This is a genomic window from Pelosinus sp. sgz500959 (genome assembly GCF_042610375.1).
Taxonomy (GTDB): domain Bacteria; phylum Bacillota; class Negativicutes; order DSM-13327; family DSM-13327; genus CTSoil-075.
This window is the reverse complement of the sequence record NZ_JBGJZL010000001.1, coordinates 155,043-170,408: the sequence shown is the minus strand read 5'-3', so window position 1 is coordinate 170,408 and position 15,366 is coordinate 155,043. Positions and strand designations below refer to the sequence as shown.

The window sequence follows — 15,366 nt, the reverse complement described above, 5'->3', positions numbered from 1 at the left end:
AATAGATAGCCTTGCGGGGTATGTTGAGGTGGATAGATGGGAATTTTACGTGTAGAAGGTCTGAATAAGGCTTTTGGTATTGAAACATTATTTACTGGCGTTAGTTTTGAACTAGGGCGGGGGGATAAAATTGGTTTAATTGGAGCAAATGGTACTGGCAAAACGACTTTATTGCGTTGTTTGCTGAATTTAGAGCAGACAGACGGTGGACAAGTATCTGTACCATCGGGAGAAACAATCGGTTATGTTCAGCAAGATGCGAGCCTCAATCATGAGACCCTCTATGAAGAACTATGTTCAGCTTATGAGGATGTTTTAAATTGGCAGGAGAAAATGCGTGAGCTGGAAGAAGTCATTGCTAAGGAAAAGGATGAAGAGGTTCTGGCTGGACTTATGAAAGACTATGCCCAAGTCGTAGAAAAATTTGAACGAGGCGGAGGATATGAATATGAAAATATCATTCGCAGAGTCGCTTTTGGTCTTGGCTTTACTGCTGAGGATTTTCCGCGTACATTAGACACTTTTTCCGGTGGACAAAAAACACGAATTTGTTTGGCAAGGGCTCTGATCCGACAACCTGATTTTCTCTTTTTAGATGAACCAACGAATCATTTGGATATTGCTATGGTCGAGTGGCTAGAAGATTTTTTGGCAAGTTATTCAGGAGGAGTCCTCATTATTTCCCATGACCGTTATTTTTTGGATAAAGTGGTCAATCGGGTGATTGAGCTAGAAAATAAAACACTCACAGGGTATAAAGGAAACTATACTGCTTATATGCAGCAAAAGGCTGAACGTATGGCAGCTCTTGAAAGTGCTTACGGTAAACAACAAGATCATATTGCAAAAACGGAAGCGTATATTCGGATGTATCGAGCAGGCATTAAATGCAAACAGGCCAGAGGACGGGAGAAACAGCTTCAACGTTTGGAACGCATTGTATTACCACCGGATGTTGCGCGCTTTGATTTTTTTGGTTTTAATCCACCTGGAGAGTGTGCTGAACGGGTAGCAGAGCTAGAAGAAGTATCAGCGGCTTATGGTGAACGAGTTATTTTTGAAAAGTTATCAATGCTCATTCGTAAGGGTGATGGAGTAGCTTTAGTGGGACCTAATGGGGCTGGTAAAACAACATTGCTCAAACTTCTGATCGGTGAATTATCACCAGTCAATGGACGGGTGAAACTAGGTAGTCGAGTAAAGGTTGGTTATTTTTCACAGGAACATGAAGGGCTAAATCCTAAAAACTCAGTAGTCAATGAAGTCATGGTTGAGTTTGGCTTTAGCGAAGAACGGGCTCGTCATTATCTAGGCGCCTTTTTATTTCAATGTGATGATGTCTTTAAAATCATTGGTGATTTAAGTGGTGGTGAAAAAGCTCGTCTTGCTATTATGAAACTCATGCTAACAGGAGCTAATTTCTTAATTTTAGATGAACCGACTAACCATCTTGATATTCCTGCCAAAGAAGCGGTAGAAGAAGCTATTTTGAGCTTTCCTGGTACTTTCCTAACCGTTTCTCATGATCGCTATTTTCTAGATAAAGTAGCCAATTGTATGATGGAACTCGCCGATGGCAATCTAAAAGAATATGTAGGTAATTATAGCTACTATCGGGAAAAGCAGCTAGCAGAAAACAAAGTCTTAGCCGCTGCCCAAGTTGTCGTTGCCCGGACCGAAGCTGCGACTAAGAAACAAGAAAAACCTCGTCAACGAAAGTCCGATGGTGAAAAAAATCTCAAAAATTTACAAAAACTAGAAGGGGAAATTGCTATGCTTGAGGCCGATATTAAGGCCATTGAGTATCGTTTAAATGACCCTGCGAGCCATGCTGATCAAGCAGCCAGTCATGAACTGGCTGCTGAGTATAGTAAAGTCCAAGCTGACTTAGCCGAAAAATATGATGCATGGCTGGAATTGACGGAGAGCTAAAGACCCTAAGGTTCAAATTCCTCTTATTATAAGCCGACTTGTGTGTTGAATGACACTCAGGTCGGCTTTTGTTTTGCCTAAAAGCTCATGGTAGAGTAAAGCAAGCGCTAATACAAGAGGAACCGGTTTCTCCCTTAGGATGAGAGAAATGGAGTTAATGGAATTAGTTAAAAAAGCTCAAGAAGGTAATGAACAAGCGATCTACGACATTTGTCTGCGGTTCACAGGTTTAGTAAAAAAATACGCATTTCAGCCTCATATTCGCCCTATTGCGGAAGATGCTCAGTCTCAAGGCTGGCTAGCCGTTGTCCAAGGGATCAAACAGTATGATGCCTATTGTGGGGTTCAGTTTGCTGGCTATATTGAAAGCCGGGTAAAATATGCCATTTGGAATTTATTCAAAGGAGAACGTCGCCGTTGGCAGCATGAAGGTCAGTTGGAGGGGAATCAAGAGGAAGGACGTTGCTTATTAGAACAATTGGCTGACAATACGGATGTAGCAAGTGAAGTTGAAATGCGCGATCTATCCCAAGAGTTAATGATGATCGTCGCAGTTCTTCCAGATAAACAACGACAGGTCATTTTGCGAACAGTAATCGGTGATGAAAAATTAATAGCAGTGGCAGCAGAATTAGGGATCACGGCTCAAGGCGTCTATAATTTGCGTAAACGCGGATTGACCCGTTTAAAAAAACTCTGCTCTGGAATGTATAGAGGCATAAGGCACTAAACACTGACAGGGAGGCGGAGGAAGGAGCCCTACTGAGTGCCTTACCGATAAGTCAGAAAGGAGGTGAAATTTATGGCAGTGAATCGAGTTCCGCAAACCAGTCGTGTGATCATTACGTTGCAAAATGGAGTGAATACAGGCGGTCAGCCTGTATACCTTAAACGTACCTATAAAAGCGTAAAACCAGATGCGATTGATGCTGATATTTACGCAGTCGCTCAAGGGATGGCAACTTTGCAAAAGTATCCCTTAACGAGTATTTCTCGTATGGACGAAGGAAATTTAATTACTCTCTAAAGGATCTTGTAAAAATGTATGGTTATAAAAAGGAATACATGGAATGGGAGGGAGGTGAAATCGAATGGTCAAAACCTTGGAAATGGAGTTTCGGAATGAAACAGGTAAAAGTGTGGTACTGCGTATGTTAGAACCAAAGGATGATATCACCTTAGCAGAAGTTCATGCTGTGATGCAAAACATTATCGCGAAAAATATTTTCAGCACCACAAGCGGTGATTTAGTTCAAGTGGTCGAAGCTCGCATCCTTAGCAATGATTCCCTCGTATTGGCTTAGTGTAAGGGATTGCTGGAAAAGGAGAGGTGGTATGGAACAGTTATTAACTTATACTGGAAATTATGGCTTTCCTATGGTCGTTTGTTTATACTTATTGATACGTATGGAGGGCAAACTTGAACAGCTCTCGAGTAGTATCAATGAATTAGCAAAAGTCATAGCAACCAAACTATAAGGGTAAACTAAAACCCGGAGTGTCTCATACGAGATGCTCCGGGTTTTGTTTTATTTTGCCAATTTTTGCAGTAAGGCGTTTGCTAATTGGTCAGTACAGGAAGTGGTTTTATTACCACACTTTATGCCTTTAACTTTTTTGATGACTTCTTCAGCAGGCATTCCTTCAATCAAGGAACTAATGGCCTGTAGGTTTCCAGGACAACCTCCTTTGAACCTAACATTGCTGACAATGCCGTCAGTCAAATCAAAATCAATTTCTTTAGCGCAGACGCCTTCCGTGTTATAAGTAGCCATTTTAGTGATAACTCCTTTCGATGATTAGTATAGGTAAGAAAAATCATAAATCACTTTCTATTTTTTAAAGATACACTGAATAGTGAGCCATGTCTAGCACTATTTAGTGATTGATCTCCATGTATTTTGCCCCAATAGCAGGATTTAGACAGAAAGATGCGAATACCAAGGAAATAAAGATAAAGATAACGGAGTAGTGCACGTGGAACATTTAGAAGGAATCGTTGAAAATATCATATTTCAGAATGCAGAAAATGGGTTTGTCGTATTTAAACTCAAACCATCCAATGAAAATAGTCCTGTAGCTGTTGTTGGCAGTATGTTATCACCCCTTGTAGGCGAACAACTGGAATTAACAGGCGAGTGGGTGGAACATGCGCGTTTTGGTCGGCAATTTAAAATAACAAATTATAAGAAAGTTGCTCCTTCTAGCGTGAAAGGCATTGAAAGATTCTTAGCATCAGGAGCCATTAAGGGAATTGGAGCAGCCATGGCAGCTCGTCTTGTAAAGCAGTTTGGCATTGATACGTTGAAAGTGATTAGTGAAAAATCTCATCGTCTTCTTGAAGTTGAAGGCATTGGCAAAAAGAAGGCCGAGGCCATTCATAAAGCTTATTCTGAGCAGTCGGAAATGCACGATGTGATGTTATTCTTAGAAATGAATGGGGTAACAGGGGCCTATGCAGGTAAAATTTTTGCGAAATATGGGTTTATGGCGATTGAAATTTTACAGGAAAATCCTTATAAATTAGCACAGGAAGTCCGCGGCATTGGTTTTCGCACGGCAGATCAAATCGCCATGTCCCTTGGTGTGGAGCGCAATCATGAAGAACGGCTAACGGCAGGGATTGATTTTGCTTTATTACAAATTTCTCAAGCTGGCCATTGCTGTGTACCAGAGGATATTTTAGTGAAGGAAGCGGCTAAACTGCTTCTTGTTGAACCTGGAGAGGTAGCTTTGCATGTGTCAGAACTCATTGCTGCCAATATGCTTTGTATTGAAGATTTTCATGGTATGACACTTATTTATCCTCGCTATTTGTACTATGCCGAAAAACAGGTGGCAGAGCGGCTGCTGCTCCTTAAAGATCGGGCAAAACCAGCGCCAAATGAAGATTTTACAGGAATTGTTGCTCATTGGGAAGGGCAGTCAGGTATAACCTTGGCAGCGGCTCAACGTGAGGCTGTATTGTCTGCGCTGATGCATGGCATTTTAGTATTGACGGGTGGCCCAGGTACAGGTAAGACTACCGTTGTGCGAGGAATGCTTGCTGTTCTTGAAACACAAGGTTTTAAAATATTACTGGGCGCACCTACTGGGCGAGCAGCTAAACGACTCAGTGAAACCACGGATCGGGAGGCCATGACTGTCCATCGTTTGCTGGAATCCACAGGAGGAGTGGAAGGAGCCCCTCTCTTTATGCGGAATGAAGATCAGCCTCTTGAAGCTGATGTGGTTATTATTGATGAAGTTTCTATGATGGATATTTCGTTGATGAATTCTTTTTTGCAGGCGATTCCTGATGGATGCCGTGTTATTTTGGTAGGAGACGTTGATCAATTACCTGCAGTGGGGCCTGGCTCCGTACTGAAGGATATTATTCGTTCTGCCACGGTGCCAGTAGTGCGTTTGACTGAAGTGTTTCGTCAGGCGGGAGAAAGTATGATTGTTATGAATGCCCATCAGATCAATCGGGGTATGACTCCTGATTTTGGTAGCACTGATTTTCAGTTTGCTGAAATCAACGACGGTGAGGCCGTAGCTCAAGCAATCGTTACTCTTTGTAAAGATAAACTTCCTCAAGAAGGTTTTAATGTTTCTTATGATGTTCAGGTTCTTGCACCGATGCATCGCTTGGTATGTGGTGTGGAAAATCTCAATAAACTTTTGCAAGAGGCTCTCAATCCAGAGGCTGACGGGAAAGCATCCATCGTGGGTGCCAATCAGATCCTTAGAGAAGGCGATAAAATCATGCAAATGAAAAACAATTATACAAAAGGCGTTTATAATGGAGATATTGGTTTTATTACAGCCATCAACCAAGGACGGGTCGCTGTTCGTTATCCTGAACAAGATGTAATTTATGAACGGGGTGAGGTAGAAGAACTTCATTTAGCGTATGCCATGAGTGTACACAAAAGTCAGGGCAGTGAATATCCAGTCGTCATTATGCCACTCATTTCTGGTCATTATGTGATGCTACAACGCAATTTATTATATACAGCGGTTACCAGAGCCAAAGAGCAGGTTATACTATTAGGAAGTAAAGCCGCCCTTAATACCGCTCTATCCAACGACCGCACTAAACGGCGCTATTCGTTGTTGGCAGAAAGGCTAGTAGGGGAGGGGATCTAATGAAAGAGGTGAAAACTGTTGACTGCCTATTGGACTGCTCTTCTAGATTTCATCTATCCTCCGAAATGCCCTGCTTGTAAGAAACAAGTTGATGAACAAGGTGCTTGGTGCCCAATGTGTCTTACCCAGATCGTAGAACTGCGAGAGTTCAATCTGCGCAAACATGGTTTGACGAACCTTGACTCTTGTCAAGTCATTTGCGAATATACAGGTACTTTAAAAAGACTGATTCATGATATGAAGTTTCGCCAACAAGAAAAATATGCCATCTATCTTCGGTGGCTTTTAAAGCAACATAGTAATGCAAATGGGTTTATCCCTCTTCAATATGTCATTCCTGTGCCTCTCCATACAGAACGTCTGCGAGAGCGAGGTTATAATCAGGCTGAGGCTATTTTTAAGAACTGGGCAAGAAGTGCAAATCTGTCGTGGATGCCTGAACTATTACTACGCATAAGACCAACCATTCCACAATGGGAGCTTAATCTTAGTGAACGCAAACAAAATATGAAAGATGCGTTTATGATTTCCCGACCTGAAATCATAAACAAACAGCATGTGATTCTTGTCGATGATATTGTTACGACGGGTGTGACCCTCGATGAATGTGCCAAAGTTCTAAAAAAAGCTGGAGCAATTCGTGTTGAAGCTCTTGTGATCGCCAGTGGTGCACACTGAAAAGTGAAAAAATCTGATATTCAGAATCGAAATAGATTGATATAATTGATCATATAGATAATAATGCATATAAGAAATAGAATTTATCATGTAGAAAGTGGGGAAAAGATGATGGCGATTAAGAATTGCTTAGAATGCGGAAAATTATGCATTGAAAATCCAAGCAAACTGTGCCCTGAGTGTTATGCACAAGAAGAAATTCACGAACATGCTGTTGGTGAATTTCTGCGAGAAACGGGTAAGGCGACAATCGAAGAAATACATGCGGCGACTGGTGTTAAAGAAAAAATCATTGTACGCATGCTCAAAAGCGGTCGGCTTTTTAGTGATGGGATGATTGGCTATCCTTGTGAAATGTGTCGCAAACCTATTTATGAAGGTCGGCTATGTGGGAGTTGTGGAAGTGGATTAGCAGAGCAAGTTCGCAAAGTGAATGAAAATAGGGCATTTGAAGAACGTAATGAACATCAACGGACTGGTCTACGGATGTACACAAATGATGAAATTAAAAAATAAATAAGATTTTTTAATGGCAGGGATTAATGTCCCGGCCATTTTTGTCGATAATAACTATATAAAGATTCAACGCGCAGATTGTGAGGTGCTAATCATATGATTATTTCAGGAAAATCAATTCAAAATGTTCTTAAAGTATATGGAGAACAAAACCAAGGAGTAAAAAATACCAAAAGTGATAAGAATCAAATTGCTCAAGGGAAAGATGAGTTTATTTTATCACCAAGTGCCCAAGAATTCAGTCAATTTTTAAGTGCCGCTAAAGGTCTATCTGACGTAAGGGAAAACAAAGTTAAGGAATTTTCTGACCAAATTGATGCTGGTACTTATCAAGTGGATTCTCAAGGGATCGCTGAAAAAATGTTGGGAATCTATGGATGATGTTGGGCTTAGAGGAGTGGTAACATGAATGAAAAGTGGGAAGGATTACTGGCCGTGCTGAGTCAGATGCTCAGTATATATCAAGCTATTTTAACTCTAAGTCAGCAAAAAAATCGAATCTTGGTGGCTGCTAAACCTCAAGAATTGGAAACAGTGACAAAAAGCGAAGAAGTTTTAATTTTACAGGTTGGAAAATTAGAAGAGATTCGAGAAAAACTTGTGAAGGAACTTATGGTTCTATATGGTATGAGAGATGGACGAGCTTCTCTTGATGAATTGACGAATGTTGCTCAACCAGCTATTATTGAGAAACTTGAAATCTTCAAGAAAGAATTTAGTAAGGTGATGGCGGAGATAGGATCACTTAATAAACTTAATACTGAGCTTATTAAGCAGGCCTTAGGTTTTATTAATTATAATATTAATCTTCTCTCCCAAACGGCAGTAGGGCCCACCTATGCGGCTAAAGGACAAAATAATGAGCAAGCACCCAAGCGCACAGCGTTTGATGCGAGAGTGTAAGGAAGTGATAAGATGAGTTCTGCTTTTAGTGGATTAAATACAATGGTACGGGGACTTTCTGCCCAACAAGCATCTCTTGAGACAGTAGGGCATAATATTGCCAATGCCAATACGGCGGGATATTCACGACAGAATGTTAACTTGGTAACCACCAATCCCCAAACTTTATATGGTGGAAATGGTAATTTTCAGCTGGGAACAGGTGTAAATATTGCATCGGTTACACGAGCTAGAGATAGCTTTGTGGATAAGCAAATGTGGAAAGAATCTTCAACGCTTGGTTATGGGCAGACAATGCAAAATTCACTAACCAAGGTGGAAGGAGTATTTCAAGAACCATCGGATACAGGAGTACAAACAGTATTGAATCAGTTTTGGACCTCTTTGCAGACTCTCTCTACGAATGCCTCTGATAATGGTACGCGAACAACAGTTCAACAACGTGGAGTTGAACTTGTTAATGCGATTAAGCATGCGAACCAACAACTGAAAGATATGATTACGGATATCAATACATCCATAAACCTCAAAGTAAGTAGTATTAATCAAATTACTAGTGAAATTGGTGGCTTGAATCATCAAATTGTGACTGTTGAAGCGGGCGGAACAGATCATGCCAATGATTTGCGAGATCGCCGTGATCTGCTCGTTGATCAACTTTCGACTATGATGAATATTACAGTAACAGAAGATAAAGCTGGTAATTATCAAATTCAAAGTTCAGGGGGTACATTGGTAGATGCCAGTGGTTCACAGAAATTGGATACCGTAAAATCAAAGGATAGTTATTATGGATATTCAGTGGAGAATGTGGTTGTTGCTGGTAGTGGTCAAGTGATTAATTTTAGCAGTGGAGAAATGAAAGGACTCATAGATTCTCGCGATTCTAGCCAAGGTGGAGTAAGAGAATATTTGGATAAATTGGATAAAGTGAGTCAATTCTTACTGCAAGACTTTAATGATGTTCACAAAGCAGGTTATGGATTAAATGATACTGTAGGTGGTACTAATTTTTTTGGTGTCGATGGAACAAAATATGAAAATTGGTCACCCCAAGATGGGGAAGGAGGCTGGGTTACAGAATTACAGGTCAATTCTACGATTCTTGATCCAAGTACTGGGCTCGCTAAAATTGCTGCCAAGACTTTGAGTACTCAAGGGAATGCTAGTGGAGATAATGCAGTAAAACTTGGTATTAGGTTGAAGACTGATATTAGTAGCACCCTTGGAAATTCTTCTCTTGATAACTATTATTCATCTTTAATTACTGGTTTGGGTGTGCAATCACAAGATGCGAAGCGGATAACAGAAAATCAAACGACTCTTGTTGCTCAAATTACCAATTGGCGGGAATCGACTGCTGGCGTCAATATGGATGAAGAATTGACTAATATGATTAAATTTCAAAAGGGTTATAACTCGGCTGCAAGAGTACTAACCACCATGGATGAAATGCTTGACAAATTAATCAATAGTACGGGTACAGTCGGTAGATAGGAGGTAGGCTTAGATGCGTATTACTAATAATACAATGACATATAATTTTTTAAATAGTCTTACAAAAAATTTGGAAAAAGAAAGTAAAATTCAAGAACAGCTAGCTGATGGTAAAATTATTCATCGACCTTCGGACGATCCGATTAAGGCTGTGCGAAGTTTGCGTAATAATACTAGTCTTTCCGTAAATACCCAATATACGCAGAATGCCAAGGATGCTCAATCTTGGATGCAGACAACAGATGGAGCTATGTCAGATTTGAGTTCTATTATGACCAGCATCAAAGAAAAAGTAGTTCAAGCCAGTAATGGTACCAATGACCAACAGGCAGTTCAAGCCATTGGTACTGATATTGATGGTCTTATTAATCAAATTGTGAATATTGGCAATACCAAAATTGGCGATCGTTATATTTTTGCTGGACAAAAAGATAAAACCACCCCTTTTGTGCGTTCAGGGGATGTCGTTACCTATGATGGTGATCTGAATAAGATTTCTATGCCTCTGCAGCCAGGTATGGTCAGCCCTAATCAAGATAGTGTAAATCTGACAGGGAAAGATGTTTTTGGAAGCGGCGGCACTGAAATATTAAATAATTTACTTGAAATTAAACAACATCTTATGTCAGGAACTAGTGCTGATCAACAGTGGTTATCGAGTACTGGACTGGCTAATCTTGATACAGATCATGCTTCGATACTCCAAGCCCAAACTGCATTAGGATCACGGATGTCCATGTATGAAATGGCAGGTAACATGCTAGAAGGTAACAATACAATTATTACTCAGGATTTGGCAAGTAATGAAGATTTGGATATTCCAAAAGCTGTTACGGATTTGAAAACGAGTGAGACTGTCTATCAAACCGCTCTTCAGGCTGCTGCGAAAATTATGCAGGTTTCTTTAGCAGACTTCCTATAGTAAACAAAATAAGCAAGGTGGCATAAAATATGATCATACAATCGACGCGGTTTGGTAAACTAGAAATTGATGAAAGTGAAATCATTAACTTCCCCCATGGTATTCCAGGTTTTCCAGAAGAAAAGAAATTTATTTTGGTTGCCAATGCCCCTGATAGTCCCTTTTCTTTTTTGCAGTCGACAGTCGAAGCAAATTTGACTTTTTTATTGGCAGACCCGTTTGTTTTTTTTAAGGAATATGAATTTAAAATTGATGATGAAGTAACGCATGAACTAGGTCTATTCTCCGAAAATCCACCACAGGTATTTGTAATTGCTACAGTGAAAGAAAAGCTAGAAGATATGACTGCTAACTTATTAGCACCTGTAGTCATCAACAGTCAGGAGCGTATTGGTCGGCAGATTATTTTGGAAAAGACCAACTATGGAACACGCCATTCACTTTTTCCTGATGGGATTCTTCAGCAAGATGCTCAGGGAGGTAAGTAGTCATGTTGGCATTGACTCGCAAGCCTGGTGAATGCATTGTCATCGGAGATCATGTTGTGGTGACCGTCGTGGAGATTAAAGGCGATAGTATTCGTTTGGCGATTGATGCTCCACGAGAAATTAAGATTTACCGCGGTGAGATTTATGATGAAATTGCAATGGAGAATAAACAAGCAGCAGGTTTAGTGAATATCCCACAAATTGACATGTTGGAAAAAATGCAAATTAAAAAATAAAATAAATTATTTTTTTAAAAAAAAGATAAAAAAATGTCATAAATTATTAAGTTTCCCTTAAGTAATTGGACAACCTTAACGATATATATAATGTAAAGGTCAACTAGCTAGTCTTCTCCCAACCGGCCGGAGGGAGAGGTGCTGTAGACTAAAATAAACTGGGCAAGGACGCCTAGTATAAAAATCAAGGAGGAAACATATCATGATTATCAATCACAATATGACAGCTGTTAATACCCTACGTCAAATGGGTGTAAATGAAAATAATTCTACTAAATCTTTGCAAAAATTGTCTTCAGGTCTTCGTATCAATGGTGCTGCCGATGATGCTGCAGGTCTTGCAATTTCTGAAAAAATGAGAGCTCAGATCCGTGGTTTGGATCAATCCACTCGTAATGCCCAAGATGGTATTTCCATGGTACAAACTGCTGAGGGTGCATTAAATGAAACTCACAGCATTCTGCAACGTGTACGTGAACTTGCTGACCAATCAGCGAATGGCACTAACACTGCTGATGACCGTACTGCTATGCAGACAGAAGTAAAACAATTGACTGCAGAAATCGACCGTATTGGTAATGATACTGAGTTTAATACTAAAAAATTGCTTAATGGTAGTTTGAATTCTTCAAGTGGTATTGTTGGTGCTAATAATACAACAGGTACTGCTGTTGCTAAAATGGTAGCTGCTACGAATACAAGCATCGCGGTTACTTCAGGTATGATAACTGATACAATTTTAGCTAAAGAAGAGACCATCAATATTGATGGAACTGATATTAAAGTGAACTGGGCTAGTTTGAGTGATGCTGATAAGACTTTCTTAAAAACAACTGCTACAGCAAATGCAGATACAACAGCAGTTGCGAAAGCCACACAAATTATCACTGATGCCATTAATGCTGCGATTGATAGCTCAGGTAAAAATGTTGCCCATATTACTGGTTCTAATTCTGGAACGAGTGGACTTATTACACTACAAAGTGGAACTCAAGGTGTTGACTCTAAGGTAGATACAAGTAGTGCTACTGGTGGGGTGATGGCAACATTATTTACCCATACTGCAGGAACTGTTGGAACGAGTACGTATAATGGTACTAGTACAGCTAACGTAGCTGATCTTAAAGTTAATGGAGTTCTGATGTCTGTTAGTTTAGCTTCTGTTGCTACTGGTGGTACAACAGCTATGACTACTGCAGCCACAGCTTTAGCGACTGCAATTAATGCTTCTATAGCTACCGTTAATGCAGCGACAGGCAAAATTGCTGGTCAAGAAGGATTTATTAAAGATGTATCTGTTGTTGCTACCAATGATGGGAAATTCTCAATCAGTAGCGATAGCGGTCCAGTAGAGTTGACCGATCGTGCTGGTAATACGGATGTAGCCGATCTTGGTCTTAGCAGTGCTCAAACCAGTGCCGCAGGTAGTGGTGGAATGAGTTTCCAGATTGGTGCAAATAAAAATCAAATGATTACTTTTGGGATTAAAGACATGCGTAGTGCCGCTATCGGCATTAGTGGTGTGGATGTTAGTAGCCAAACCAGTGCTTCTTCTGCTCTAACTACTTTAGATGCTGCTATCAAAAAAGTATCGGCTGAACGTTCTAATCTTGGTGCTATCCAAAATCGTTTGGAACACACGATTAATAATTTAGGAACTTCTTCTGAAAACTTAACTGCTGCTGAATCTCGTATTCGTGACGTAGATATGGCAAAAGAAATGACAGCTTTCAAGAAGAGTGATATTCTTAATCAGGCTTCTCAAGCTATGTTGGCACAAGCCAATCAACAACCACAAGGTGTTCTTCAACTTCTTCGTTAAAATTAAGAGAATTTTGATCTTGTATAATGAGAGCCAGAAACATAATGTTTCTGGCTTTTATTATAGTAATGCATTCTAAAGAGAAAGAACAAGAGGGCGAGGTTGTAAAGGATGAAACCGATACTCAGTATTTGTATGATGGTTAAAGATGAAGAAGCAAATTTGGCAAGATGTCTAGATAGTTTGCAGCCCTTAATGCAAGAAATATCCTCAGAATTAGTGATCGTTGATACAGGATCAACAGATCAGACCGTGGCCATTGCTAAACAATATACGGATAAAATATATTATCATTTATGGAATAACAATTTCTCTGAAATGCGTAATATTTCAATTCGGTATGCCACTGGTGAATGGGTCTTTATTATTGATGCAGATGAAGAATTAGAAAGTGTAGATGGAATTATTCGACACTTGCGCTCTGGACTTGATAGAAAAGTCGGTGTTTTAGCGTTACAGGTAAAAAATATTACTGAATTGAATATTGAATCCCATGTAGGAGCGTTATCGCCACGGATTTTTCGGAGAAACCGTGAATTTTGTTATAAAGGAGTAGTTCATAATGAACCAGTGTATAAAGGCACTGTCATTGATAGTGGCGATGCATTACTTCATTATGGTTACCTCTATACAGATAAGGCACTAATGGAAAGAAAGTTTCAAAGGACAAGCACTTTATTAAAAAAAGAATTAGAAAAAGACCCTAAAAATATCTATTATCGTTATCAACTTGCGATTACTTATTCTATGCATGGTGATCAGAAAGATTCTTTACGTGAATTGGAAAAAACATACTTTCAGTCTCAACATGATTACGGATTATTAAAAAAGCATATCTATTTATATGGTGGCTTATTGCAAGCTTATGTAGTAAATGGTCAATCAGGGGATGAAAGTATTCGAATTGGGCTTCAGGGTATAAAGTTAGAACCTGAATATGTAGATTTATACTATTTTTTGGGGCAACTTTATGAATTACGTGGTGAGTATGAAGAAGCCTATTCTTATTTTCATAAACATGAAGAATTAAGTAAGAATTTTGCTCAATTGAAAATACGTTCGAATTTGTCGATTATTCATTATACTCTTGATCGACAAATAGATGATCAATATAATATGGCACTAATGTCCTATAAAAGCAAGAACTATGAAAGAGCTAGGTTACATATCGATCAGGTACTAGGTATGGCAGTAAGCAATGCTGACCTTACGCATAAAATACAACGACTAGTATTTGAAATTGATTTAAACGATAGAAAATATGAAAATTGCCAAGTTTGTTATGAGGAAATCGTAGCTAGAAAACGACAGGAAGATATAACAAAGATTGAAGAGGAAATTGAGCACCACTGGCAACAATTAAATTATGAGGGAAAGAAAAAATTCAGTGAATGTTTTCAACAGGTTTCCGGATTATACGGATTTTTAAATAGAGTACGATTGGGTGATGAAAAAATTAGTTGTCAAGAATGGTTAAATATCATAGAGAATATAGGCGGAGAGATCAATCAATTACCAACTTATTATGCACCGATCTTTGTCTCGATGATGGAAACCTATCCTCAGGAAGTATGGCGAGTAAGTCCTTATTTCTCAGAACAAACTTTAGTTAACTATATGACTTATATGGATGAAGTTGATAAAACTTTATTTGTTAGAATATGCCGTAATTTTATAAGTGTTTTACCTGGGAATCCAACGAAACCTTATCAAATGGCTAGAATAGAGAAAAATATGGCGAAGTATCTATTGTTTTCTGGAGTGTTAGATCAACAGGAATACAAGGGTGTTTTTGCTATTTATATAGAGAAGAGTAAATATTATTTAGAGATTCTTTATAATGCGATCGTATTTGAAGAAGAATTAATTTATGATCTGAAAAATAAGGAAGAAATCTTTATTATGTATATGGTTCTCGCAGAACGTTTTTCTCGAGAAAGTAGTAAAAAAGTTCAATACTTAAAAAAAGCCTTAGCCGTGTATCCTGAAATGAGCAAGGGGATTGAAATTATTTTACAATCTCTATCGCAGCAAGATACGGATACAGAACTAGCGCAATTAATTGAAAAATTACTAGATATTGTAGAAACGCATATTGAGAGTAAACAGTTCGATGATGCATTGGATATAGTGATGGAGTGTGAAGGTATTATTGGTAATAATTTGAGATTATTAGCTAAAAAATCAGAAATTTACCAAAAAAAATATGAAAACTAATTTGCTATACTTGCTGACTTAGAA

Annotated in this window: 17 protein-coding genes; 16 read left to right on the top strand and 1 reads right to left on the bottom strand. The window is 39.1% G+C overall.

The window, feature by feature from the left end:
• The first annotated feature begins 36 nt into the window (after window positions 1–36).
• The 5 genes from ACAN52_RS00700 (at window position 37) to ACAN52_RS00680 (ending at window position 3,411) form a co-directional block, all read left to right on the top strand.
• The gene (locus ACAN52_RS00700; protein WP_378950702.1) at window positions 37–1,932 is read left to right on the top strand and encodes an ABC-F family ATP-binding cassette domain-containing protein; all 1,896 of its coding nucleotides are present in this window, start codon (window positions 37–39) and stop codon (window positions 1,930–1,932) included.
• Window positions 1,933–2,080: 148 nt separating this feature from the next.
• Window positions 2,081–2,662, top strand: a complete 582-nt coding sequence (locus ACAN52_RS00695; protein WP_378950699.1) for an RNA polymerase sigma factor — start codon at window positions 2,081–2,083, stop codon at window positions 2,660–2,662.
• 72 nt (window positions 2,663–2,734) lie between these two features.
• The gene (locus tag ACAN52_RS00690; protein WP_378950696.1) at window positions 2,735–2,959 is read left to right on the top strand and encodes a DUF1659 domain-containing protein; all 225 of its coding nucleotides are present in this window, start codon (window positions 2,735–2,737) and stop codon (window positions 2,957–2,959) included.
• A gap of 64 nt (window positions 2,960–3,023) precedes the next feature.
• A complete protein-coding gene (locus ACAN52_RS00685; RefSeq protein WP_378950693.1) occupies window positions 3,024–3,236 on the top strand; it encodes a DUF2922 domain-containing protein in 213 nt (70 codons plus the stop codon).
• Between the two features lie 31 nt (window positions 3,237–3,267).
• Window positions 3,268–3,411, top strand: a complete 144-nt coding sequence (locus ACAN52_RS00680) for a YvrJ family protein (protein ID WP_378950690.1) — start codon at window positions 3,268–3,270, stop codon at window positions 3,409–3,411.
• 50 nt (window positions 3,412–3,461) lie between these two features.
• On the opposite strand, the gene ACAN52_RS00675 is transcribed toward ACAN52_RS00680, so the two are convergent.
• Window positions 3,462–3,707, bottom strand: a complete 246-nt coding sequence (locus tag ACAN52_RS00675; protein ID WP_378950687.1) for a TIGR03905 family TSCPD domain-containing protein — start codon at window positions 3,705–3,707, stop codon at window positions 3,462–3,464.
• A gap of 202 nt (window positions 3,708–3,909) precedes the next feature.
• Here ACAN52_RS00675 and ACAN52_RS00670 point away from each other — a divergent pair, with 202 nt between their 5' ends.
• The 11 genes from ACAN52_RS00670 to ACAN52_RS00620 all read left to right on the top strand — a co-directional run bounded on the left by ACAN52_RS00670 (window position 3,910) and on the right by ACAN52_RS00620 (window position 15,342).
• Complete coding sequence (locus ACAN52_RS00670) at window positions 3,910–6,063, top strand: ATP-dependent RecD-like DNA helicase (protein WP_378950684.1); 2,154 nt, start codon at window positions 3,910–3,912, stop codon at window positions 6,061–6,063.
• A gap of 18 nt (window positions 6,064–6,081) precedes the next feature.
• Window positions 6,082–6,741 (top strand): ComF family protein, encoded by a 660-nt coding sequence (locus ACAN52_RS00665; RefSeq protein ID WP_378950681.1) that lies wholly within the window; start codon window positions 6,082–6,084, stop codon window positions 6,739–6,741.
• Window positions 6,742–6,849: 108 nt separating this feature from the next.
• On the top strand, window positions 6,850–7,257 hold the full coding sequence (locus ACAN52_RS00660; protein ID WP_378950678.1) for a flagellar protein: 408 nt from the start codon (window positions 6,850–6,852) through the stop codon (window positions 7,255–7,257).
• A 96-nt stretch (window positions 7,258–7,353) separates the two neighbouring features.
• Window positions 7,354–7,638, top strand: coding sequence for a flagellar biosynthesis anti-sigma factor FlgM (gene flgM, locus ACAN52_RS00655; protein ID WP_378950675.1), 285 nt, complete (start codon window positions 7,354–7,356; stop codon window positions 7,636–7,638).
• A 24-nt stretch (window positions 7,639–7,662) separates the two neighbouring features.
• A complete protein-coding gene (locus ACAN52_RS00650) occupies window positions 7,663–8,160 on the top strand; it encodes a flagellar protein FlgN (protein ID WP_378950672.1) in 498 nt (165 codons plus the stop codon).
• Between the two features lie 12 nt (window positions 8,161–8,172).
• Window positions 8,173–9,657 carry a flagellar hook-associated protein FlgK gene (flgK, locus tag ACAN52_RS00645; protein WP_378950669.1) on the top strand — a complete coding sequence of 495 codons (1,485 nt, stop codon included), beginning with the start codon at window positions 8,173–8,175 and terminating at the stop codon, window positions 9,655–9,657.
• 13 nt (window positions 9,658–9,670) lie between these two features.
• Complete coding sequence (gene flgL / locus ACAN52_RS00640) at window positions 9,671–10,579, top strand: flagellar hook-associated protein FlgL (RefSeq protein WP_378950666.1); 909 nt, start codon at window positions 9,671–9,673, stop codon at window positions 10,577–10,579.
• 29 nt (window positions 10,580–10,608) lie between these two features.
• Window positions 10,609–11,067 carry a flagellar assembly protein FliW gene (fliW, locus tag ACAN52_RS00635; protein ID WP_378950663.1) on the top strand — a complete coding sequence of 153 codons (459 nt, stop codon included), beginning with the start codon at window positions 10,609–10,611 and terminating at the stop codon, window positions 11,065–11,067.
• Between the two features lie 2 nt (window positions 11,068–11,069).
• The gene (gene csrA / locus ACAN52_RS00630) at window positions 11,070–11,303 is read left to right on the top strand and encodes a carbon storage regulator CsrA (protein WP_378950660.1); all 234 of its coding nucleotides are present in this window, start codon (window positions 11,070–11,072) and stop codon (window positions 11,301–11,303) included.
• 202 nt (window positions 11,304–11,505) lie between these two features.
• Window positions 11,506–13,125 (top strand): flagellin, encoded by a 1,620-nt coding sequence (locus tag ACAN52_RS00625; RefSeq protein WP_378950657.1) that lies wholly within the window; start codon window positions 11,506–11,508, stop codon window positions 13,123–13,125.
• 111 nt (window positions 13,126–13,236) lie between these two features.
• Window positions 13,237–15,342, top strand: coding sequence for a glycosyltransferase (locus ACAN52_RS00620; RefSeq protein ID WP_378950654.1), 2,106 nt, complete (start codon window positions 13,237–13,239; stop codon window positions 15,340–15,342).
• Window positions 15,343–15,366: the final 24 nt, after the last annotated feature.